The organism is Methanolapillus millepedarum, assembly GCF_032594115.1.
Classification (GTDB): Archaea; Halobacteriota; Methanosarcinia; order Methanosarcinales; family Methanosarcinaceae; genus Methanolapillus; species Methanolapillus millepedarum.
The window spans coordinates 1,885,326-1,907,854 of sequence record NZ_CP131060.1 but is presented as its reverse complement, the minus strand read 5'-3'; the positions used below and the strand labels follow the sequence as shown (position 1 = coordinate 1,907,854).

The 22,529-nt window shown below is 42.5% G+C and carries 33 protein-coding genes; 4 read left to right on the top strand and 29 right to left on the bottom strand.

The features are described from left to right. Positions 1-364: 364 nt before the first annotated feature. From MsAc7_RS08615 to MsAc7_RS08485, 27 genes are all read right to left on the bottom strand, one after another. A complete protein-coding gene (locus MsAc7_RS08615; protein ID WP_338102507.1) occupies positions 365-967 on the bottom strand; it encodes a hypothetical protein in 603 nt (200 codons plus the stop codon). 267 nt (positions 968-1,234) lie between these two features. Further along, a complete protein-coding gene (locus MsAc7_RS08610; RefSeq protein ID WP_338102506.1) occupies positions 1,235-1,450 on the bottom strand; it encodes a hypothetical protein in 216 nt (71 codons plus the stop codon). A gap of 41 nt (positions 1,451-1,491) precedes the next feature. Next, positions 1,492-1,890, bottom strand: coding sequence for a hypothetical protein (locus MsAc7_RS08605; protein WP_338102505.1), 399 nt, complete (start codon positions 1,888-1,890; stop codon positions 1,492-1,494). 170 nt (positions 1,891-2,060) lie between these two features. Beyond that, positions 2,061-2,384, bottom strand: coding sequence for a hypothetical protein (locus tag MsAc7_RS08600; RefSeq protein ID WP_338102504.1), 324 nt, complete (start codon positions 2,382-2,384; stop codon positions 2,061-2,063). 17 nt (positions 2,385-2,401) lie between these two features. Next, positions 2,402-2,629 carry a hypothetical protein gene (locus tag MsAc7_RS08595; RefSeq protein WP_338102503.1) on the bottom strand — a complete coding sequence of 76 codons (228 nt, stop codon included), beginning with the start codon at positions 2,627-2,629 and terminating at the stop codon, positions 2,402-2,404. A 21-nt stretch (positions 2,630-2,650) separates the two neighbouring features. Then, a complete protein-coding gene (locus MsAc7_RS08590; protein WP_338102502.1) occupies positions 2,651-2,848 on the bottom strand; it encodes a hypothetical protein in 198 nt (65 codons plus the stop codon). 194 nt (positions 2,849-3,042) lie between these two features. Next, a complete protein-coding gene (locus tag MsAc7_RS08585; protein WP_338102501.1) occupies positions 3,043-3,255 on the bottom strand; it encodes a hypothetical protein in 213 nt (70 codons plus the stop codon). 5 nt (positions 3,256-3,260) lie between these two features. After that, on the bottom strand, positions 3,261-3,596 hold the full coding sequence (locus MsAc7_RS08580) for a hypothetical protein (protein WP_338102500.1): 336 nt from the start codon (positions 3,594-3,596) through the stop codon (positions 3,261-3,263). Between the two features lie 140 nt (positions 3,597-3,736). Continuing rightward, complete coding sequence (locus tag MsAc7_RS08575) at positions 3,737-3,958, bottom strand: hypothetical protein (protein WP_338102499.1); 222 nt, start codon at positions 3,956-3,958, stop codon at positions 3,737-3,739. Continuing rightward, the gene (locus tag MsAc7_RS08570; protein WP_338102498.1) at positions 3,958-5,037 is read right to left on the bottom strand and encodes a hypothetical protein; all 1,080 of its coding nucleotides are present in this window, start codon (positions 5,035-5,037) and stop codon (positions 3,958-3,960) included. The genes MsAc7_RS08575 and MsAc7_RS08570 overlap by 1 nt, the downstream gene beginning before the upstream one ends. Further along, complete coding sequence (locus MsAc7_RS08565; RefSeq protein WP_338102497.1) at positions 5,015-5,839, bottom strand: hypothetical protein; 825 nt, start codon at positions 5,837-5,839, stop codon at positions 5,015-5,017. Before MsAc7_RS08565 ends, MsAc7_RS08570 begins: the two co-directional genes overlap by 23 nt. After that, positions 5,836-6,408: a pentapeptide repeat-containing protein gene (locus MsAc7_RS08560; protein WP_338102496.1), complete on the bottom strand. Its 573-nt coding sequence runs from the start codon at positions 6,406-6,408 to the stop codon at positions 5,836-5,838. Before MsAc7_RS08560 ends, MsAc7_RS08565 begins: the two co-directional genes overlap by 4 nt. Before the next feature lie 50 nt (positions 6,409-6,458). Further along, positions 6,459-7,673 carry a DNA cytosine methyltransferase gene (locus MsAc7_RS08555; RefSeq protein WP_338102495.1) on the bottom strand — a complete coding sequence of 405 codons (1,215 nt, stop codon included), beginning with the start codon at positions 7,671-7,673 and terminating at the stop codon, positions 6,459-6,461. Between the two features lie 30 nt (positions 7,674-7,703). Continuing rightward, the gene (locus MsAc7_RS08550) at positions 7,704-7,952 is read right to left on the bottom strand and encodes a DUF7736 domain-containing protein (protein WP_338102494.1); all 249 of its coding nucleotides are present in this window, start codon (positions 7,950-7,952) and stop codon (positions 7,704-7,706) included. 13 nt (positions 7,953-7,965) lie between these two features. Continuing rightward, complete coding sequence (locus MsAc7_RS08545) at positions 7,966-8,820, bottom strand: DNA adenine methylase (RefSeq protein WP_338102493.1); 855 nt, start codon at positions 8,818-8,820, stop codon at positions 7,966-7,968. Continuing rightward, positions 8,778-9,383 (bottom strand): hypothetical protein, encoded by a 606-nt coding sequence (locus MsAc7_RS08540; RefSeq protein WP_338102492.1) that lies wholly within the window; start codon positions 9,381-9,383, stop codon positions 8,778-8,780. The genes MsAc7_RS08545 and MsAc7_RS08540 overlap by 43 nt, the downstream gene beginning before the upstream one ends. An 11-nt stretch (positions 9,384-9,394) precedes the next feature. Further along, positions 9,395-9,634 carry a hypothetical protein gene (locus MsAc7_RS08535; RefSeq protein WP_338102491.1) on the bottom strand — a complete coding sequence of 80 codons (240 nt, stop codon included), beginning with the start codon at positions 9,632-9,634 and terminating at the stop codon, positions 9,395-9,397. A gap of 4 nt (positions 9,635-9,638) precedes the next feature. Then, on the bottom strand, positions 9,639-10,118 hold the full coding sequence (locus MsAc7_RS08530; protein WP_338102490.1) for a hypothetical protein: 480 nt from the start codon (positions 10,116-10,118) through the stop codon (positions 9,639-9,641). Beyond that, positions 10,115-10,297 (bottom strand): hypothetical protein, encoded by a 183-nt coding sequence (locus tag MsAc7_RS08525; protein ID WP_338102489.1) that lies wholly within the window; start codon positions 10,295-10,297, stop codon positions 10,115-10,117. Before MsAc7_RS08525 ends, MsAc7_RS08530 begins: the two co-directional genes overlap by 4 nt. 3 nt (positions 10,298-10,300) lie before the next feature. Beyond that, the gene (locus MsAc7_RS08520; RefSeq protein ID WP_338102488.1) at positions 10,301-10,900 is read right to left on the bottom strand and encodes a Sak single strand annealing protein; all 600 of its coding nucleotides are present in this window, start codon (positions 10,898-10,900) and stop codon (positions 10,301-10,303) included. A 79-nt stretch (positions 10,901-10,979) separates the two neighbouring features. Next, complete coding sequence (locus MsAc7_RS08515) at positions 10,980-11,786, bottom strand: N-6 DNA methylase (RefSeq protein WP_338102487.1); 807 nt, start codon at positions 11,784-11,786, stop codon at positions 10,980-10,982. Between the two features lie 400 nt (positions 11,787-12,186). Further along, positions 12,187-12,846: a hypothetical protein gene (locus tag MsAc7_RS08510; protein ID WP_338102486.1), complete on the bottom strand. Its 660-nt coding sequence runs from the start codon at positions 12,844-12,846 to the stop codon at positions 12,187-12,189. Beyond that, positions 12,843-13,136 (bottom strand): hypothetical protein, encoded by a 294-nt coding sequence (locus MsAc7_RS08505; protein ID WP_338102485.1) that lies wholly within the window; start codon positions 13,134-13,136, stop codon positions 12,843-12,845. Before MsAc7_RS08505 ends, MsAc7_RS08510 begins: the two co-directional genes overlap by 4 nt. Next, a complete protein-coding gene (locus MsAc7_RS08500) occupies positions 13,129-13,620 on the bottom strand; it encodes a hypothetical protein (RefSeq protein ID WP_338102484.1) in 492 nt (163 codons plus the stop codon). The genes MsAc7_RS08505 and MsAc7_RS08500 overlap by 8 nt, the downstream gene beginning before the upstream one ends. Beyond that, positions 13,621-14,121 carry a hypothetical protein gene (locus tag MsAc7_RS08495; RefSeq protein ID WP_338102483.1) on the bottom strand — a complete coding sequence of 167 codons (501 nt, stop codon included), beginning with the start codon at positions 14,119-14,121 and terminating at the stop codon, positions 13,621-13,623. It abuts the gene before it with no gap. A 394-nt stretch (positions 14,122-14,515) separates the two neighbouring features. After that, positions 14,516-15,730, bottom strand: coding sequence for a hypothetical protein (locus MsAc7_RS08490; RefSeq protein WP_338102482.1), 1,215 nt, complete (start codon positions 15,728-15,730; stop codon positions 14,516-14,518). Continuing rightward, positions 15,714-16,202, bottom strand: a complete 489-nt coding sequence (locus MsAc7_RS08485; RefSeq protein ID WP_338102481.1) for a hypothetical protein — start codon at positions 16,200-16,202, stop codon at positions 15,714-15,716. Before MsAc7_RS08485 ends, MsAc7_RS08490 begins: the two co-directional genes overlap by 17 nt. A 194-nt stretch (positions 16,203-16,396) precedes the next feature. Between MsAc7_RS08485 and MsAc7_RS08480 the strand changes: the two genes are divergently transcribed. The 4 genes from MsAc7_RS08480 (at position 16,397) to MsAc7_RS08470 (ending at position 18,540) form a co-directional block, all read left to right on the top strand. Next, positions 16,397-17,101, top strand: coding sequence for an SHOCT domain-containing protein (locus MsAc7_RS08480; protein ID WP_338102480.1), 705 nt, complete (start codon positions 16,397-16,399; stop codon positions 17,099-17,101). Between the two features lie 522 nt (positions 17,102-17,623). Then, entirely contained in the window at positions 17,624-17,956 is a 333-nt protein-coding gene (locus MsAc7_RS08475; RefSeq protein WP_338102479.1) for a hypothetical protein, read from the top strand. Beyond that, positions 17,931-18,248 carry a type II toxin-antitoxin system HicA family toxin gene (locus MsAc7_RS08980; protein ID WP_420847453.1) on the top strand — a complete coding sequence of 106 codons (318 nt, stop codon included), beginning with the start codon at positions 17,931-17,933 and terminating at the stop codon, positions 18,246-18,248. The genes MsAc7_RS08475 and MsAc7_RS08980 overlap by 26 nt, the downstream gene beginning before the upstream one ends. A gap of 61 nt (positions 18,249-18,309) precedes the next feature. Further along, positions 18,310-18,540: a hypothetical protein gene (locus tag MsAc7_RS08470; protein ID WP_338102478.1), complete on the top strand. Its 231-nt coding sequence runs from the start codon at positions 18,310-18,312 to the stop codon at positions 18,538-18,540. A gap of 63 nt (positions 18,541-18,603) precedes the next feature. Here MsAc7_RS08470 and MsAc7_RS08465 read toward each other — a convergent pair whose 3' ends face one another. Together MsAc7_RS08465 and gyrA are read right to left on the bottom strand one after the other, a co-directional pair. Beyond that, entirely contained in the window at positions 18,604-19,479 is an 876-nt protein-coding gene (locus MsAc7_RS08465; protein WP_338102477.1) for a beta/alpha barrel domain-containing protein, read from the bottom strand. Between the two features lie 218 nt (positions 19,480-19,697). Then, a complete protein-coding gene (gene gyrA, locus MsAc7_RS08460) occupies positions 19,698-22,529 on the bottom strand; it encodes a DNA gyrase subunit A (protein ID WP_338102476.1) in 2,832 nt (943 codons plus the stop codon).

Here is a 22,529-nt window from a genome sequence, read left to right as displayed (position 1 = left end):
TTTTAAAAAAGTCTGCTTCTTAAAGAAACATTAGCATCAAAACATCTCAAAAATATATAATATTTATGGAGGATATTATAATTTTCAAAAAAAGAAATATCGTTGAAGGCGAATTCGTTTTTGTTCTTAAATGGTTGTCAACGGGGTATGAAGCAACACAAATGGCAAGCGCGGAATTCGTTTTTGGGTTCGTTTTTTATTCCGAGATTCTCGCCTTCAACAATTATATTTTAAGAATATGATTATATAAATGTTGTCTTTTGCACTCGTTTTTGGCTTACACAAACGACACAGAAGATAATACAAAAACCATCCTCTCAGTATTCTTTTTAAACAGAGAAATGTTAAATCTGCCTTGGCAGATTTACATCTCTGTCCGGTACGGGATCCACGTGTTCGTTTTGAGACCCCATGTTCCGTTGGTCTGGGGTTCGATGAATAGGATCTCCTCTTCTGTTGTCACGATGTAGTCGAATGCGTGCGCCGACACGCCGTTTTTGTCTTGCCGGCTCCCTTCAACCTTCCCGACTGCGAGGAAGCCGTCAAGTTCTCCTGCACGGCCTTTGAACAGCGTTGCGAAATCCTCGCAATCAAAGTTTTTCTTTGCCTTCAGTTCTTTGATTGTAGCGTCCTTTTCTTCCCCCGATTTTCCGGAACTTTCGATTTTCGCGATTTCTTCCGCAAAATTTATGTCGGATTTGTATACAAGTTCCTTCACACCAAATGTTTCTGCTTGTGCCATGAACCATTTTTTGTCGACAAGCATTTTATATTGGTCATTGACAACAATGTCATCGCATTTCAACTCCCGTCGAAGGAAATTAATCATTTCCGTCTTGGTCCAATATATCTGCTTCTCTTGCTTCGGGTAACTGCTAAATCCGTTTTCCGGATTTCCGATCGGAATTGGAATGAAATCCGTTTTTAAAAAAGAAAAGATCGTTTCAAATATCGTTTTTAAGGTCACCGTTTCACTTCACAATCATACGTTTTTTAATCGGGACAGTTTGTGCTCCCGGATTTTTTTTCTCTTCGCGGTATCTGTAAATTTCAATATACATTCTGGAAAAATACAATGCGGTTCTTTTTTCAAGAAATCTGGCTCTCTATTTTCTTTTCTCGATCCCCCCCGCAAAACGCTTCCCAGTATGTTTTATCTTTGCAGTTACACTACAAATCCGTTTAATCCCATTTTTGCCCGGTGTGGGACTACAATCAATAACAACATCAAACATCACTTTTCACCCTTCGGGAAATCTGCTTCTAATTCCTCAATTCTTTTTTTTCGTCGTCTACCGTTAACGTGCTCGATGAGTATGCTAACGAGTGCCCACAAGAACAACAAAATCAATATCAATAAGAATATTACAACACAAACGACCAAAACGCCTGTCGTAAGCCCGGCACCTATCACACAATACTCAATAAAATGTTCAATCATTCCACTCATTCCTTTCACTCCTCAATAAAATGTTCAATCATATCTCTTCCTCATTTAGTTTGTATAGTCTGTGAAACCCAACATTTCTGGCACAGAACTCCAGAGCCGACTTTAAATAATTCATTTGTATTTTTACCGCATTTTTGGCACTTCCAATCGTGTTTGGAAGGAAAACCACAATCTTCTTTAATCCATTCTTCGACTTGTTGAACCAGGTCGTCATCTTCTTCAGAACCGGTGACGTAAGTTTCAGTTCTTTTTGATTTTGATCTCCTCTTCATGTTTTTTACACCGCATGCATTATGGACCATTCTGCCCCCATATTGCAAAACAGTATAGACATTTTCCATCCTCCATCCATCCATGCTGATAAATCCCGCCGCACTCATCGCAGACGACAGCGTCGTGCTCCCCGTCTGCCAGTTCGGACATGAGAGTTCGTAGGGCAAAATAACCATCCGCGTGAATTTGGGCCCCTATGTATTTTTCCAACACATCGACTGCTGCTTCTCTACTTACCTCAACAGTTTCGTTCGATCTTTTTCTCGATCCTTTTTGCAACCATCCTGCTCGCGGCATCGTGCGAACACGCATAATTGTGTGTAATATTTCATCGGTTTTAGTCATAATTCACACATCCAAAATCAGAGGGGGTGCCGTATTTTTTTAAATGTTCGATTAGGTTCTTTTCGAGAGTGTGGCGGTCCAGTTTCCGTTTTCCGCTATACCGTTTTATTCCATGTTTGTCGCAAGCGTCCTCAATGTCTCCAATCATATAATTCACATAAATCATATTTTCGATGGAATCCGTCATCGTTTCTTGACATTTTTGACAATTTTGATTTCGGAGAGTTGCGCGTTCGGCAACTCTCCTTTTTGTGGTTTTGATAAATATTTCATGCTCAACAACGTGTCCGCATTTGTGCGTTATTATAAAATCCATTCCTCTCACTCCTCATTTTATATTCTCAAATATGCTTCTTTTAAAGGCTCAAAATCCGAAAGGTCTGCTAATGAAAGTTCAACGGTTTCCCCCTCTGCTGTTTCAATGTTTAAAACAGGGTCTGAACTTTGACCGATTGCATTTTTATTATCATCAACCCAAAGCTGATGTAATAAAAGTTCAAGAGCTTTCGCCGCTTCTGAAATCTCTTTCAATTGTTCTTTTTTTTGTTTGTTTATTCTCATAATCGTTACTCCGTAAACTCCTCAATTTGAGGCTTCTTTGTCCGGATTCAAAAACTTTCCACAAATCGGACAATAAGTGCAGACATAATTGTGAAATTTGGTTTTTCTCGAAGTTCCGTCGGATTTTCTGATAGTTCCGACAAGAGGAAGCGCAACTGTCGTATAAGTCGCCGTTTCGCCGAATAAAATAGCCTCACCATCAAAATATACTCTTTCCAATTTTTCATCTTTTTTAACTTTGAATAATTCCGGTCTTTTTTTGAATATTTCATTTATTTCTTTTAAACAATTACAAGTCATTTTCATCACTCCTCATTTCATACATTTTGAACAATACAGGCACCTGTACTCGTTTGAATGGAATACAAAAATGTAAAAATGCAATCCAAGACGACATTTTGTTTCTCTCGATATCATTTAATCTCCACTCCTCTCTTTTCTGTGAGCTTCGTATACTCTTTTGCTTTCGCTTCGTCTTTTTTTGTTTTCGGGACACACGAATATGATTCGCAGTCGAGGCATAAAGCTCCCAATCCCTTTTTCGCCCAACGGATTACTTCATCTTCTGTTGCCCATATTTCGTCTTTGCACTTTTTGCACATGAAAATAACAATGTCACTTCCCATTCCTCTCACATCCGAAATGCCCGCGTTCCGAGAATTTTCCCGTCCGGCCCGCAAACGGCGTTCAGAGGGTCCGTAGCCGGACAGATTAAATCGATTCTGTCACGTCTGGAATTCTTGACAACCCAAGAGACGATCAAATATGTATTCGGTTCCTTTTCCGGAAGCCCGTCGATCTCTCCGAAATCCGAGGAAATTGTCCGAACGCCGTCGATCGGCGGCCGTTCAACAAACTCTTTTTTGATTCGGGCGGTTCCTTCGCTTGCATACGTTTTAATCAGTCTGTTTTCATTGTCAAAAATCAATATTGGGTGTGCTGTAAAATTTCTTACTTTAATTTCCATGATGTCTCTTCCTTTTATTTTTTTGATTAGATTCATTTTTAGACAATCTGCTTTAACGGCTCTATGAGTTTATTTTCAAGCCCTCTCATTTTCTTGGGCTTAACACGGTGTCTTCCAATCTCGTTGAACAAAATATCAATCTAAACGATGTCAACTGCAACAATAATCCCGGAAAACATTTCCATTAGATTTCGTCCCCTCGTCTCGGCGCCTTTGAATGACCTATAGCGCCGGGACCGTTTGGAAATACATCTCTCAGCAAGCCGTTTCGTTCTACCGTCTCGAAGGCGGATTGTATCCACGTAATACCCGGCAGGAACATCCGAAATGGAGCCCGCTTCGTAGAGGTGCAAAACGAACATTAAAAATCCACTCCATATTCATTTTCAAGTTCTTTTCGGGCAACATCGGCGTCAATAACTTCTGTGAGCTCTTTACACTCCGGACAAACGAGGCAATTGAGTTCGTATTTTTCAAAGAACAAAATGTCAGAATCGGTGTACTGAAACTCACGTTCGCACTGATAGCAACGGCACGTCCTTCTTTCGCCGCCGCCAGTCGATTTTATGGAGTACTCATAAACAATCTGACTGAGTGCCTTTTTCTCGTAATCCTCTCTTGCCTTCTGATCTTTCCACTGAGGCCAATCGATATACTCTTCGATTTCATCTGTGATTAAACCGGCAATCACGTTAGGGGACAATGCGTCGAGTTCCCAGCATTCATGTCCAAATTTCCGGACATAATCTGACGAACGCGAATCTGTCAATTTTGTCGGGTTTGGAGGCGGTGTGTATTCGAGAATTTGGTCCCAATTCAGCGCAATTCGTTTGAATACGACATCAGCGCCGAACATATTCAAACGGTCTTCAATATCTCTGCTCATATCAATCCCGGACGGGTCGTGGTCCCCGAGGTGAATGACAACGATTCCACGTCCTTGCTCTTCAGCGCTCCTGAATCGCTGTGCTGCTTGCCACATTTCCGATTGAGACGTATATCCCCTGCAAGAAAAGTGCGGAACATCGTACACTTCACATGCATTTGCGACAATGTCAATCAACGCGTCTTTTTCGACCCATACCTCGACATGTGCCGGTTGGTTTTCCCACATGTCGACTTTATATTGGTTGGCGGCCGCGCGAAGCAAATCTTCGGGGGTGTCCCAACTTGGAAACTTACGGAGTGTGCGTGTTCTATCCACAATTGCTTCCCAGTCAATCAATCCTGCCAACCGGCCGTCGTTGACGAGATATTTGATGCGATTATAGGATTTCTCATTGTTCCGAATAAAATCTCTTGAGACAAGCTGGTAGTAAACCTGCCTCAGCGTCAAAGTGTATCCCTGATTGGTGAAATCATCGACTATTTCATTGATTTCATCAATCAAGTCGAGGGAATCTTGCTTGAACCCCTTTTCATTGTAGGCGATTTTGGGCATAGCGAAGGTCACCTCTCATCTTTTCAGTGATTTTTTTACACACGGAGCACACGGGATAAGGTTTTACATCCGGCGGGAATGGGTCAAAATTCGTGGCGTACGGGGCAAATTCGGCCTTGCACACCGGTTCAGCAGTTCCGGGGTGGTACGCATGCGTTTGCTGGTCCCGATATCGTCTCCATTTAATTTCAGATCCGTTTCTTGATATTTTTTTGTCAGAAATCATTTTTTCTTGGACGGCAGAGTAGTTTTTTTCATCGCATTCGATGCAGATTATAACATCTTTCCCGAATTCTGTGTGTATTCGGACACGGTCGGCCATATGTTTTTGTTTCGATTTACAATAATAGCATGAACCATCCTCTTTTTTGACAACGACCGGCCGTTTTATAGGGGATTTCAACGGCTTTGTTTCCACAACTACTTTTTTCGAAAGCCTGATTTTTTTCCCACATGTCCCGCAAAATTGCCGGCGCGGGAGGATATACTCAATGTCAGGTCCGAGCTCATACGACTCGTCTTTGAGGAGCAGCCCGCAAATTGTCCCCGTGTCGCCGACAACCCGTGCGTGAAAGCTCCCAGCTCTTGTTTTCAAAAGGCGGACGCATTCTATATTTTTGAGGTCGCTGACAACGTTTTTATCGGAGCGCAACAGTAAGCGCACATAATATGGATTCTCATTACACTTCTTACAGAGCGGTACCGACCCTGCCGGAATTTTAAAATCTGTTTTTTCCTCAACTGGAAATGTGTTTCGGCATGAGTAACACTTATAAAAATCAGAGGTGGCAGAGTTAATCATTTGTCACCTCTGCAGATATTTCCGGTTTCGTCAACGCGGAGACTCCCACATTCCCCAACACGGTGGAACTTATTAGCAAATCCAATTAAATCTTTTTGGATTTGTTTAATGTCATCCGATTCCACTTTTGCGGTACATATGTGGTATATAAGTTGATAAATGAGCCCGTCACTGCATGTTATCCCGATAGACCCGCAGTGCAGTGGAAATGCGGAAAAATCTAATGAAATTTTATCGAAATTTAGGCATTTGTTAATATTCACATTAACTAAAATCGCCCCGTACAAGTCCGCCCTGGACAAGTTCGCCCCGGACAAGTTCGCCCCGGACAAGTTCGCCCTGGACAAGTTCGCCCTGGACAAGTCCGCCCCGTACAAGTTCGCCCCGGACAAGTTCGCCCCGGACAAGTTCGCCCCGGACAAGTTCGCCCTGGACAAGTTCGCCCCGGACAAGTTCGCCCCGGACAAGTTCGCCCTGCGCGAGTCAGAATAATCCGCATTTCCACGACGATAATCGTCCAGCCATTCTTTGTGTTTTCTTAATTTTTCTGAAAGCTCTTCTTTGTTCATTCGTATTCCTGCTTTTTAAGATTGTCAATTTTAAAAGGTAATATTATTATTTATATTTTTTTAAAAATCGGATAATTATTCTCAATAACTAACGTTTCAGACCCGCCCCCGAATGTCCCGCCACTTGCTTTCAGCGTAGCTGATCGCTCTTGTTCTTTATATTCATAATAATGAACTTCTCTCACGGCCGGGACGAGTACATCGTAACTTACAAACGCGTCGTTGCTCTTGTAAAGCTCTCTCGCGACGCCTTCAATCACATATAAAACACACGGAAGCGCAACACTGTTTCCCCACATTTTGTACTCAACCTTTTCAGTGAACGGCCCATCAACATCTGCCGTCCACCACGACGGCATTCCCATTAACATAGCACATTCGACCGGACTCATTCTTCTAACTCTACCCGCGTCAGGGATTTTCGGGACGCTATTACCTTCCCCCGTGTACAGATTTATAGTCCGATAAACGCTTTCGTTTATGGTCACTGTCCCGGTCTCTTCGTTTACCTCTATCAGCGCTTCGCTTGCTCCGACAGGACCGTCATCAAACGGTCCGGTATCTTCTTCCCATGCTCTTCGGATTGACGCAAAATTCCTCGACAGGCCCTCTCGGACAAATAATACTCGTCCGGCACAATCGTTATCCATTCGGCCAAAATCTGCGACAACGAAAACTCTTCGGCGTGCCTGGGGGACTCCCCAAAATTGAGCATCGAGCACGCGCCATGCGACAGAGAAACCGTCTCCCAGAATTTGTCCGGCAGTCGGCCATTTTTGGCGATTTCCGGATTTGATCGGAGATTCAGGAACAGAACAATTCCGGTCGCCGATTTTTGCGAGTTCTTCGAGGACTGTTCTGAAATCGTCTCCGTCGTTTGATTGGAGCGCTCCCGGGACGTTTTCCCACACCACAAATCTAGGTTGCTCTGCATCAGTATTTTCCCTCATTTCTTTAATTATTCGGATTGCTTCAAAAAACAGACTTGAGCGCGTTCCATCTCGGAGGCCATCCATTTTGCCAGCAACGGAAACATCCTGGCACGGTGAACCAAACGTGATGACGTCGACGGGCTCAATCCCAGCACCGTTTATTTTTGTCACATCCCCTAAGTGGTTCATATTCGGGAACCGCTTTTTTGTGACGGCGATTGGGAACGGCTCGATTTCGCTTGCCCAAACTGGATTGAGCCCGCACATATTTGCAGCAAGGGGGAAAACACCGGCGCCGTCGAACAGGCTCCCCAATTTGGAATAAGTTACCATAATCTCACTCCTTTCACTCGTTCTTTTAGATTAATCACTCTGAACCGCCTTCGGATCAAAATTGTATTTTTTCTCAAATTCCGTCCTCAGCGAATCCGAAAATGCGAATTCGTGAGAGAACACCGGTCTTTCCAATACAGTTTCAACGGCTTCGTGAAAATCTTGGAACTGCATACACAGTCGTGGCTCATACAGCTGAAACTTTACAATACATTCAGCTGACACAGATTTCCACCAATTTAATTCTGATAATTTAATGGCAAGCTCTTTCGTAATCATTTCCCCCCCCTCCTCAAATATCATAATTTCTAAACAAAATTTCACTTTCTTTTCTTCCTTTCGAACTCGACGGCAGCCGTTTCTCCTGACCTATGATTTTTATCCAATTTTTCAATTCGGAATCATACAAATCGTTCTGATACGTAGAAACGAGCGCCCCCCCCTCCATGGAGTTTAACATGTCGAGCAATTCGATATGTTGTTCTCGATTCATCTCAAATTCATACAAATCCCGTTTTGCGCGGGATTCGTGCGGATACGGTGGGTCCACATAAAAGAAAGAAGTTTCTGAATCGTATCTCTTAATGATTTTCCTGAAATCGGCGCATTCAATCTGAACGTTTTTGAGCCGATCAGAAACCGCCGGCAACATTTTGATTTTCGAATGGTATTTCGAAACCGCTGAACTCGTGCCGCCGGCAACGTCATTAATGCACACCTTCCAACTTCCGGTTCCCAAACAGGAAACGTTTTGATGGAAGCTCTGATTGGCAACAGTGAAAAACGCTCGCGCTTTCTCAATTTCGGGGCTGGACGGATTCTTGAGAATGCGAATGCAGTTCTCAAACTCGCGACGCGAATAGGGCGTGAGCTGAATCCGTCTCGAAAGCTCATCCGGACGATCTCGCATCATCCGAAAGTATGACACAAGATTTTCGTTGATGTCATTGTACGTTTCGATTTGAGACGGTTGTTTATTCAGGAGAACGGCACCGGAGCCGCCGAACACATCAATGAAATGGAGGTGTTCGGACGGAAAATTGGAAAAAATAAAATCCAAGTGAGAAGATTTTCCGCCAATCCAATTCAGAGGAGAGAGACGTTTCAATTCCAAATCCCCCATTCTTGTTTGCAGATATGCAACCACGCTTCATCTCCTGCAACAAAATTCAAAGAGTGGAGTTTTTGGCCATCTGTCACTAATACAACAAAAACGGCATTCTCAACAGTACCGTGTTCAGATTCATCCAGAATTTCGATAACTTTCAACAACTTCTTTGTATTGTTTTCTTTTGAAAACCAAACAATTCCCCCGTATCTTTTCAGCTCTTCAATTTTCTGTTTTGTATCCAATCCAATTTTTATAAATTCAGAAACACGCGCGTATCTGCGCCTGTATGTTTTATCCTCTCTAAAATCCGTTATGGTCTTCATGCACGGATCGTTGCAGATTTTAAAATCCTCATAATTGGCGTTTGCGCGAATCCAACAATTCGTTTTATCCACTTCGCATGCTTCTTCGTCTGCAAACCTTGTCCGAATGCCGAGAATACGGTATTTGACCTTCACGGCGTTTTCGCGGAAAAAAATCCCTTGAACCTTGCTTCTCGCCTCCTGAAGGTTCAGTTTCTCCCACGACTCTTCGAAATACAGGATTTCATTTCCGAGGGGAGATTTCTCGGCCCATTCTGTTTTAAGCATTACTTTCATTCAAAACACCTTCATGATGTAAGTTCCTGACGCAAAACGCAATCCAGTTCGTTTTGCCTGAATCCTCTCACACTGTTGGGAGTACATTTGTTATCAATAACCGCCGTACAGATTTTTTCATTGCCGAGATAGATACAAATTTCACTTCGTTTCCAATAGTCTTCTCCGCGTTCGTCTTCGCACAAATCGTCATCGATTGATTCAAATTTCGCACTGAGCATATCTCTAAATTTTTCAAAAATTTTGTTCATTCTTTCACCCAAACCTTTTCCCGAAAACGGAACTTTCAAACGGCGCTTTTCCGGTCGCGTTATAATTGACCTCCATCGAAATGTACATCGCCTTCCAAACACGGTCTTTCAACTTTCCGATTTTGGAAATGAGCTCGTTCCGTTCCAAATCTGCCAAATTATAATCTTCTGAATTCAGTTTTTGAATCATGAAATCAAGGATTTCGGTTTTCCGAGCAGGGATATTTCTCTCAAGCGTCGACATGACGCCGGCAGCTTTTTCCTTCCCTTTCGATTCCTCAATTTTATTCATGTTCCGCTGTGTCCCGTGAATGATTATGTTGAGATTCTTCGTTTCGTCATACAGATATTGAATGACGGAATCCTGCCCGATTTGAGTAATCTGAACAGAAAAAATATAATCCAAAATCTCAACTGCTTCCTTGAATCCGATTTCTCGGATGTAATCCACCCGCTGGTCGGAATATCCGAATTCCTCGTTCACGGTTTATCACACCGAAGGATTTTGCCGTCTTCTGTTTTGAATCCTTTAACGCCGGCTTTTGAAATCTTTCTGGCAGGAATGCCTGTTTCCTTTTCGCATTCTTTTAAAGAATCGTATTTGCGGACAACAGATTCCCGCATCAACGGCTCTTCCCTCTTGATTTCAAAAACCGGCCGCATAAATTAAGCAACTCCTTCTGTCTGTGCTTTTCCTTCATGCTTCACTCTTTTTTCCTCAATCCGGCGGTTTCTCTCCGCAATTTCCGGAGATTCTGCGGTCGTTTTCGGTGCGGCTTTCGGAGCCTGCACACTTTGTTTTTGACCGCCGGGCATGTCCTCTCCTTCATAAACAGAAAGCCCGAGTCCGTGACGTGCAATCGCCTTTGTCAGTGCGCGTTGAATTGCCGTATTAAAATCGCTGGAAGTGATTTTGTCCGCAGGAATCGGCTGGTGCGAATAATCCATAATCGGAAGGATTTCCTTGTGTTTCAGAAACTCCGCGTCCGGCGTCGGTCGGATCGACACGGAAACTTTTACCCAACCGAATCGTCCGTCTGTGAAATACGGGACACTGTTTTCAGTTTCGTAAACTTTGTATTTCGCTTCCGGATGCAACTTTTTAAGTTCGCCCCACGCAAACGACCAAGAGAGGTAAGAAAGAGTTCTTTTCGTTCCCTTCTTTTCGTTTTCAATTGTTTTCTTCTCAATTTTGTCAGAGACGCCGATTGAGTACAATCGTGTAAAATAATTCTCTGCGTTTTTGCAATTTTCTTCATTTATCATTCATATTCCTCACGCTGTTTTTTCTTGCTTAATAAGATTGTCAATTTAAAAATGTAATATTATTATTTATATTTTTCTATCATTGAAAATCAAAAATTGATTTGATAATGAGTCGATGCGATTCTTGTTTGATTTCAACAGGCAACGGCGGCTCCGAAATGGATTTTGGTTCCAAAACGGGGGTTTCAAAATCAGGTTTCGAATTGCAGTCATCAAGAATGCCGGTAACGAACCGCCGGAAATGCCAATGGTTCGTAAAAATCATTGGCGTAAACCATTTCTCATAGACTTCTTTGGATAATGTATTGCCAACCACCACGATTCCGGTCATTCCCAAAAGCGACATTTGAATGTAGCACATCATCGCCACCGTTTTGTCGATGTCCCACGCCTCAAAGAAAACGGCGTCCTGGTAATTGATTCCTTTTTCTCGGACTGCGTTTGCAAACGCAATAATCATCCCGCCCGCGCCGGCGGCCGGCTCAAGAACGGAAATCGGGACGCGTTCGTTTTCAATACCTTTGGTGTTCAGCTTCGCGGCAAGTTCGCAGATATGGTACGGTGTGAAGAACTGACCGGTCTGAACATTTGAGAGCTCCAGTTGCATGTACAGAGCGCCTAAGAAATCCTGATTCGGATCTGATTCAAAGGCCAACACAGTAATTGCAAAGAGCTCGGCAAACCGGTTCAGGTCCTCCGCAGAATACTGCTTGACAATCCGCATGTATTCTGTCTCTCTCTTTCCGGATTGTTCGGAATCAACTCTGTTTGAGATTGCAATTGCCGACATCGTGACAAAATCATCCCAGATTTTCCAACCGGAATTTCTGTCCCGGAGTTTGTTGAAAATCTTCTCAAATTCCTTTGTTTTTTGAAAGTCTTCCATTTTAACCTTCGTTTCAGATGGAGTTCAAGAACAGGAGGGACTTTTTTATTTGGCGTGGCATAGTTCATTTGCCGTGGCAGCCACGCCACGCTTCTGCAAGCGTGGGGCGGGTGATTAAAATCAGTTTGATTAAAATTTATTGAAATATTATCTACTAATTGTATATAATATCTATAATATAATATTAAAATGAATATTATATTATTGACTTGATTTTTCTAAACCAAGATTTTTTAATCAGTTCGGATTTTATTTTGTCCTTAAAAATCCCGTTCTTTATATACTCACATCAAATTTCTCTCCAATTTACAGCTTTACTTTTGGTTTTGCGTGGCGTGGCTGCCACGGATCGCGTGGCATGGTGCCACGGCGTGGCAATATCGTGGCATTTGCCACGGAGTTACCTCCGCAACACGATTATTGATTCTCCTCTCTTGTTCTTGTCAAGGTACACAAGATGCCCATATTTTTCAACAGTTTTGTTGAATAATCGTTGCGCCGCTTTCCGATCATCACCAAACCGGAAATGTTTTCTTGCGTCTGAGGAGGTTATAAATTTCTGCTCAAATTCGTTCGGTTTTGCCTTGTAGACCATTTCCAACAACTGTTCAGCCGAATGCGAAACCTCAGATTTATCAATGAGGCCGTATTTTTTCAAACCGAATTCGATTTCTTCAGGTGACCATCCGTCCAATTCGGTCACACCGGTTGCATATCCTGTCATGACGGCGCGCTGATGGTCGTCTTTCCGGGCAGCCCACAGGTCGCCAACTTCCGTGTTCAATCGTACGACCATTTTTCGCAGCGTCTCATTTTCTTGTTTCAGAGACACGATCTCTTTGACAAGGACATCAATGCCGGCGCCACCAACAGTGGCTGACACACCGGCCGCCATGAGGGTTAATTCAGAGAGTTCGCCTTTCAGGTCGACGGCGTTGTTCTCAAAATTTCCGAGTTTGTTCATGAGTTCAACTGTTTCGGTGTCAACTGTAATGTTTTTCTCATCAAGCGACAATTTCGAAAACATCCGTCTTGTTTCCGGGTTCGAGAGTTCCATCATTGAGCCGCCTCCGTTTCACATAAGCTCCTCCGGATAATCAGCACATCAACGTTGACTTTCATCCCCACTCCCGTCAATTCGATTTCAGTGTGGACTGCATCATTTTCATGTTTTATCAAAAACGATTCGAGGAAGTCAGCCGCCGTAATCCAGTCTGTGCAAATCATCTTCGAGACACCAGTGACCGGAACAAAAACGCACCCGAATTCGGAATCCTTTTTGGAGAGCGATTCAAGGAACAGTTTCTCACAAAAATCGTAATCATATCCGGGAAGTTCAATTTCAGTCAAAGAACTCACCCCCGATTACGAACACTTCGCCTTCATGGGCTACAAAATGTCCGAGAATATGACCGCCAGCTTCTTTTTTGATAAACTCTTTTGCCTTCTCTTCGGAAATGCAAAGAGCGGAGGCAATATTTTTTATCAAAACATATTTGCACCCATAGGCGGTTGGTTCTGCACGGCCTTCGGCAAGGAATGTTTTTCGCCGGAGTTCGTTGAATGAAATGAGCTCATTAGCCGAAACCCGGTTGGTCTGTTCATTAGCATTAACATTAATGCAGAGTATGCACCCGATCGACTCGCCACCATGTGCAATATATGCCGACGGATAATTCACTACGGTACCGTTAAACGCGGCGGGAACATCATATTTGTTTTTATTAAACTTTTCACAAAATTCCTTCTCTGTCACCGCTTTAATTCCGGAGCGATTCGGCTCTTTCGATTCAAGGTATTCAAAAAGAGCATGCACATCGTCTTTACATATCATTCATACTGCCCCCGCCATCATTTTCTCAGCATTGAGTTTCTGTCTCGTAGCAACAGATTTCTCAATTCCGTTTCGGGAGGTTTTGGCTCGGTAATACAAATCCACTCCGGCCTCGCCGCCCAAAAACCGCGCGTTGAAGATTTGGAGTACCGTTCCTCCGTCTTTTTCGCCGCGGATCAGTTCCGAAGCAACGACGATCCGTTCTGCATTTTGCAAGTCGGATCCGTCCGGAAAAAACGGGAAAACGTCTTCAATCAAATAACATACGGTTTTTCCATCTCTGCTTCTTTCGTAAAATGCAACATCGCCGGCTTTCAAGTCGTTTATGTCCCGCTTTCGGTTTCGGACGAACTCGTATTCGGGTAGTTGCAGATCATTTGAAGAAGATTGATTGACGCCCGCTTCTGAAAATGGGCGGAGATCGGCGGCGGTACCGGAGAAGAGGGTGTGCATCTTCTCAAAGTTTTGAGCGTAGCTAACGCTGTCTGATTTAGATGTCATTTTATCATGCCTGACTTTTTGTTAGATTATATTCGACAGCGACGAAGCTGTGAATACTGAGTATATGCTCACATCATATAAATAATCTTTTAAAAAAAGAGAAAAGAAAAAAAAGGAAGGGAGTCGAACCCCTGAATTCCGCTTGAACCTGTTTTTACAGGTTTCTGTTTTGCCATTGAAAAGAATAATGTTTAGAAGTTCGGCCTCAGAGTCTGTCTGATTATCAGAAAGGCCCGGTACGAAGAAAACCTTCTTTTACAGACCCTTTTAGTGTTTGACGCCACTCGACCGAACTTGCTGATGTATAACAGAACATAATACTATTTATACTATACTGATTTGTGGGTTGGGACGTAAACTGTTTTCTGAAAAGGGTTTAATAAATACCGTCGCATCAAATTTCCTGAAAACTTTTCAGATATTTTTTTTCTTTCCCGTTAGTATCAAAAGAGATTTCCAAATTTATTGAATATATTTTGTCGAATTTTATCTGAATTAGCGGTTCCTTATTTGTACCTCCATAACGCCCATCAACAACATCATTTTCGTCTTCGCTGTTGATAAATGCAAAACTGCCTGTTTTTACATCCAACATTCTAAAACGCCCGGTCTTTGAGATTTCGCGTGGCGGTTTTGTTTTATATGAGACAACGTTTTGAATGATCATATCTGCATCTTGTTTCAAGATCTTGTCTATTTTTCGATAACCTGTATTTGAATTGTACCATACAAAATCAAGATCGTATTGATTAGTTTTTATAAATCGTGCCAATGACAAGTATTTATCCAAGATGTCTGTGTTGTATAACTTTTCAAAATGTTCGAAAACTTCAATATTGTTATGAAGGCCCGACGCCATGAGCATTAACATCTCATTTGCAAACTCGTCCGTGTATTCTTTAGAACCGCTCTGAAGTTGTATTTGCTTCGATTGTGGTTTGAGATAAATCTTAAATGAACCGGATTTTTCCACAAAAATATCAAATGAAGATTTTTGTTGCAACAGTTGCCGCTCAAACGAATTAAGTTTAGAGCTAAAAAACATCGACTCAACGTAGTCCACAAAATCGTTCGTTAGTCCATTAAAGATAGTTTTTAGTCTGTCAAGCGCGTCGGAGTAGTTAGAGAATTTCATTTCGGCTCTTTTGATGTCACCCCCGGAAATTTTAATTTCTAAAACGCCCGATTCATTCTTTTTTGACAGATATGTTATGCTTGAATAATCTCTTACTTCAAAATCGTGATAACAATCGTCGTCTGGAAGATAATCTGGATCTATTGTATCAATATAAAACGCGAAGACATTTCTATAATCTAAATATTTATTAACTTCCACAGAAAAAGAAATTCCGTTCGTCGCTTTCAATATGATCTCTTTTAACGAAATTTGTTTTTCGAGATACGAATCTATCAAATATTCGTTTGTAGGGATTACAATCCACTTCTCAAACTCAACAGTTTCACACACGTCCGCCCAATAGAAAAGATAATCCGTTTTATCAGGAGACATGAAATGAGACAACAGAGGTCCTTCGAACCACTCCAAATCTCCGATTTTTATCAAATTTTTGAAATCGGGGATTTTAGCATTCTCAATTCGTTCCATCATTGAAGTCACCAGTCGGGCTTATTATTTCTAAAAATTTAAATTTAGAATACATGTCGCAACAGGCCTTCTGATAAAAATCAAAATGAGTAAACTCATCTAATTCAGAGATATACCCGTCACCGATAGCAAGAACGCCATGTAATAAACCATTTCCTATTTTTAATTGGCGTTTTTTGTGTCTTTTCATTATACTTTTTAATCTAAGTTCCGCAGACTCTTTCGATGCATAACATGAAAGTGCACAGCAATATAAAATATCAGCAGGATACGGTTTTGAACTGTTTTGATATTCCCGTTCGTATGTTGTTTCGTGGTTCTTAAAACCAGCGCTGTTTACATCATGACCAAATCTGTATACTTCAATATTGTGTGAGATTTCAAAAAATTCATTGAACGGAAATTTAAATCCTTGACTAACAAGACCCAATATTGTGTCGCGCATTTTTAAACTATCTATGTCTTTATGTTCCATTAACAGCACCCATGAGATGATAAGACTCATATCGTTTTTGTGTGTTTTTGGAGCCTACAATCATTTTCTATATTTAATGAAGTTAATTTATTTGAATTATATTAAATAATTTGCCCTCGTTTTTAATTTTATATTTCAAGCGTTTAATATTTATTCTCATAAGTTTATGTATTTTTATTTTAGAAGGTGATCAGATGGCGGGAACATGTGATGTGTGCGGAAACAAATTGGGGCTATTTAACACATTTTCAATATCTGGCGGGTATGCCTGCAAAGATTGCGCTAATGTTTGTATAAGTTATGCGACTACCGATGCAGAAACATTAAAAAAATACAAAGAAGAATTCGACTCAAGAATTTCAAGATTTAAAAAAACAAATCAATTAATTTCATTAATTGGCGATTCTGTCACAATAGATGATACGAATAGATTTTTTTACTTTGACCCTTCTAAAGTTCCTAGTAAAAACACATTCATATATTCATTCGATGAAGTATATAGCTATGAAATCAAAGAAACCGATGGAACTACTGTTACCAAAACGAAAGGTGGCATAACAAGAGCGGCGGTTGGTGGTTTGGTCTTCGGTGGCGCCGGTGCTGTTGTTGGAGCAGCAACTGCAAAAACTGAAACGACGAAGAAAAATGTAGAGACTTATATGATAATCAGTTTCAATACATATTCAGGAAAAAAACAAAAGATGTTTAAGAATCAAGCCATTTTGGTGCACGTCCGTTCTTTTTTAGACAAATGTATTGACGAATCCACTCCGAAGGTCATCCCGTCGGCCGGAACTTCCACCGCCGACGAAATCCTGAAATTCAAAAACCTCATGGATGCGGGAGTGATCACGCCGGAGGAATTTGAAGCGAAAAAGAAGCAGCTCTTAAACTTATGAGTTTTACTTTTCGACCTCAAAAAGTGAAACTCATTCGACAAAAACGTTAAAAACGACCCTCTTTTCTTCCGAACTTGCAAATCAGTATAGTATAAATAGTATTATGTTCTGTTATATATCAGTAAGTTCGGTCGAGTGGGACGAAACGCTAAAAGAGTCTTAACGCTTTGTGAGATTCTTATCATGCCCTCATAAGGTGTTATCTCTGAGGCCGAACTTCTAAACATTATTCTTTTCAATGGCAAAACAGAAACCTGTAAAAACAGGTTCAAGCGGAATTCAGGGGTTCGACTCCCTTCCCCCGCACTTTTTTAAATACCTTTGGACCAACGCTTTCAAAACAAAATAAAAACGGTCCCTACAAACCTGTCGTTGCAGTTATTTATTTTATTTTTCGAAAAGTTTTGATGTTCTCATAAAATTATTCGCTAATTATGAATATTATAATATTTTATAATAATCCGAAACAAAATCAGAAAGTATAAATAAAATACATATTTTCTCTGATTTATGACACTGACCATGACTCGAACCAATTTTGAAGCGCTTAAAATCAAACCGACACCGTTCACGTTTGAATTGGAAGATTTTTCCGACCCGGAAATTCCACTCAAATTAATCCGACCGCTTAAACTGAATGTGACATTTGAGAACGGAAAATATTTTGTTGAAAGCGAAGAGTTGAATATGTTTACATTCAATCATGATTTGGAAAAAGTAATTTCGGATCTGGAGTGGTACTTTTTTGCTCTTTGGGAAAATTATGTTTTGGAAAAAGATGAGAAATTAGCATCAAGCGGTCTTCGATTCAAAAAATTAATTCAAACGTATGCGGAGGAAAAACATGTCCTATAAAACAAAAGACATAGAATCCGCATTGAAAAAGAAAGGATTTTCCGAAAAAAGAAGCAGACGGCATAAGCATTATTTTTACATTGATCCGTTCGGAAACAAAACGGAAATTCAAACGTTGACAAGCCATAATAACCAAGAATGCGATGAAAGGCTATTGTCATCCATGAGAAAACAATTACATCTTGATAAATATCAATTTAAAGATTTGATCGAATGTCCGCTGACAAAAGAAAAATTAGCACAAATATACAAAAGAAACAATTTTTTTGAAGATAATAAAGGAAGAACATAACATATTATTATAATCAAATGACTTAAAGATTTTAAAATAAAAACTCAATCCAAAAGATTATATGATTAAAGTAACGATTCAAAACATAATCAAATATGAATTCAGGACCCATAAAACCATGCCGACCATGCGCGTCAAAGGAAAAAAAGTGAAAGTTGCTCCCATCTACTGGGCGATTTTTCTCTCCACCAAAATCATTATCGTGATATTGTTCATCATTTTTGTTTTAAAAGAGTTTACACACGTCCTTGACCCTTATTTTGTCAAAATGCTGCTGATGCTTCTGATTTAAACGGAACCAATTCCGATTCAGAAGAGGATTTTGAAGGCCGGGTTATGCGCGCAACCACCCGTTTTATTTTTTCACATCCGGACCGGGTTCCGCGCCACGCATTCCGCTTCCGATTCCTTTGGAGATTTTGGCTAACCATTCCGGTTTATCATAATTTTTAACGGCGTCCACCATGGCTTTACCCATCAGTTCAGGATGTTCCGCCTTAAAAATGCCGGAACCGACAAAAACCCCATCGCAGCCGAGTTTCATCATCAAAGCTGCGTCTGCCGGCGTCGCAATCCCGCCGGCCGCATAATTGAGAACAGGAAGACGTTTCATGTCAATGGCTTGCGCAAGCAAATCTTCAGAAACTTTCTTGGTCTTGGCATACTCCGCGCATTCCTCATCTGACTTCTCCAAAAGTTCGGCAAGCCGCTTCATAATTTGTATTTGACTTTGAACAACCCCGGAGACATTTCCGCTGCCGACTTGCCCGGAAACTCGAATCATCATCGTGCCGGTCGATACTGACCGGAGCGCTTCACCCAAGTTGGTGGCACCCGTGATGAACGGCACATTAAATTTGGTTTTATCGATCACGGAATCCAAACTCGCCGGCGACAACGCTTCCGACTCGTCAATCATCGCAATTCCAAGAGCCTGCAAAATTTCAGCTTCGACAAAATGTCCGAGACGGACTTTTCCCATAACGGGAATGGAGACCGACGCCAAAATCGCTTCGATTGTTTCCACATTCGCCATCCGCATGACGCCGCTTCGGGCACGGGAATCAACGGATAACGAGTCGGTGACCATGACGGCAACCGCTCCGCAATCTTCAGCAAGTTCCGCTTGTTCCGGCGTACTGACATCGCAAATGACGCCGCCCTTTCCCAATTTTTCAAAACCGCGGGCAATAAGCTCGTTTCCGAACCGGAGTGTGGATAAGTCAACCATAATGATTCCCGAAAAAATGAATAAAAATATGAGCAAAAGATAACAGAATAAATAAAAATATCTGCAAATTGATATAAATTTTGTTATATAATTTCGTTACAGAGTAACATGTAAAACTCTGTCAATTAAACCCGAAGGCCTTTTTAATCGTTAAAAAACGTGTTGCTATAACGCGCGCGATGCAATTCGCAAAAAACAAAATGAAAATTGAGAGATTCTCAATTTTCCATTTGTTCTTCTTCGTCCTCAATGATTGAATATTCGGCATCATCAGCATCGTATATTTCAATAACATCAATCGAATCGTTTGTGTTTTCATGTATGCTTTCATTTTTGTTTTCGCCGGAAACAGCCGCCGAATCGGAGGATTCGTCTTGGGTTGCCGGTTTGACGCAAGCCATACCGACGACCTTGTCCCCTTCGGAAAGCTTCATAATCCGGACGCCTTGCGTATTTCTGCCTTGCTCCCGAATGGTTCCCGCGCCGACGCGAATAATGATTCCCTCGGCGCTTGTAATGATCAGTTCGTCATTTTTGCCGACTGATTTCACGGCGACGACCGGACCGTTTCTCTGATTGGTCACAATCGTCATCACACCTTGAATGCCGCGATGCTTAGTCGCGTATTCTTCAAAGCGGCTGATTTTTCCGTAACCGTTTTCCGTAATCGTGAGAAGCGCTTCTTCCGGATTGACGACATCCATGCTGACAACGCAATCGTTTTCCTTGGACAGGCGCATACCAATGACGCCACGAGCGGACCGTCCCATCGGACGCACTTCTTCTTCATAGAAGCGGACCGATTTTCCGGCGCGCGACACCATCACAATGTCTTCTTTTCCGGTCGTTAAAACCACATTCACAAGTTCATCGTTAGCGGCAAGCGTTGTCGCGATAATTCCGGTCTTTCTCGGGTTGGAAAATTCCGAAAGCGGCGTCTTTTTGACAATGCCTTCTTTTGTCGCCATCATGAGATATTGATCGTCGCCGAATTTCGCTACCGGAATGGAAGCGGTCACCGATTCTTCGTCCTTTAAATCCAGGAAATTGACAATGGATTTGCCTTTGGAAGTTCGGCTTCCTTCCGGAATTTCATAGCCTTTCTTCCAATAAACGCGTCCCTTGTTGGTGAAAAAGAGAATATAGTTGTGCGTTGACGAAACAAACAGGTTTTCCACAATATCTTCTTCTTTCGTTTCCATACCGATAATACCTTTTCCGCCGCGGTTTTGCCGGGAATAGGTGCTGAGCGGAATCCGCTTAATATAACCGTGATTCGTCATCGTGATGACCACATCTTCACGCTGGATCAAATCTTCGTTGTCGACGTCAAAGCCGCCATGAATGATTTTAGACCGGCGTTCGTCGCCGTATTTTTCTTTAATCGCCAACAATTCGGCGCGGATGATTCCGTATTTGATGTCATCGCTTTCAATGATTTTACCCAAATCCAAGATCTTTTGGCGGAGCTCATCCAGTTCGTCCAAAATCTTTTGGATTTCAAGACCCGTCAAGCGCTGAAGGCGCATTTCCAAAATCGCTTTCGCTTGAATGTCGTCAAGCCCATAACGGCTCACAAGACCTTCGCGGGCGATTTGAGCGTCTTTGGACGCTTTAATCAGTTCAATCACTTCATCAATATTGTCAATCGCAATCTTCAGCCCGTTTAAGATATGTTCGCGCTCCTTGGCCATTTTTAAATCGTAAAGCGTCCGGCGTTGAATCACTTCCATCCGGTGTTTCAGATAAACTCTCAGGAGCTGGCGAAGACCCATGACGCGCGGAACGCCGTCCACAATCGCCAAATTGATGATTCCAAAACTCGTTTGAAGCTGCGTGTGTTTGTAAAGCTGGTTGAGAAGGACATCGGCGTTTGTGCCGCGCGACAGTTCCAAAACAACACGGATACCATCACGGTCGGATTCGTCGCGCATGTCGGAAATGCCGGTCACTTTTTTGTCGCGGACCAGTTCGGCAATATTTTCAATCAGCCGGGATTTGTTCACCTGATACGGAAGTTCGGTAATGACGATTTTTTGGCGGTCGCCTTTCATTTCCTCAATGTGCGAAACCGCCTGAATCCGGACGCTTCCGCGGCCGGTTTTGTACGCCGAAATGATTCCTTCCGTCCCCAAAATGTGGGCGGCGGTCGGGAAATCCGGACCCTTGATGACCGTCATCAGTTCCGGCGCGTCAGCGTCGGGATTGTCAATGAGCATCACAGTTGCGTCCACCACTTCCGATAAGTTATGCGGCGGCATGTTGGTGGCCATTCCGACGGCAATGCCGGTCGATCCGTTAATCAGCAAATTCGGAAGCTTTGACGGCAGCACTTCCGGCTCTTTAAGCGACTCGTCGTAGTTGGGCCGGAAATTAACGGTATCCTTGTCGATATCGTCCAGCATTTCTCCCGAAATTTTGTCCATTCGGACTTCGGTGTAACGCATGGCGGCCGCAAAGTCGCCGTCAATGGACCCGAAGTTTCCCTGCCCGTCAATAAGCGGGTAGCGCAGCGAGAATTCCTGAACCATGCGGACGATCGCGTCATAAACGGACGAATCGCCGTGCGGATGGTATTTACCGAGAACATCTCCGACGACACGCGCGGATTTCCGGTATGGTTTATCCGACGTAATGCCGGTTTCATTCATTGAAAAAAGAATGCGGCGGTGAACCGGTTTGAGGCCGTCCCGAGCATCCGGAAGCGCGCGGCCGATGATCACGCTCATTGCGTATTGAATATAAGACGATTTCATTTCGTCGCTGATGAAAACCGGACGGACCGAAACGCGCTCTTCGTCTTCGATAAAGACACCGCCGTCATCGCCGCCGTCATCGCCGCCGTCATTTCCACCGCTTCCATCATTGCCGTTGTCATTTCCACCGTTTCCATCATTACCGCTGTTTCCGACAATTGCGGTTTTGGAATCATTGTTTTCCGCTGCATAGAGTTCTGAAGACTTCTCTTCAATATTTTCGACATCATCGTCGGGAAGTTGCGAACGGCGGACATATTCGTCCAAAGTCGGTTGTTGTGATTTTTCGTCCAT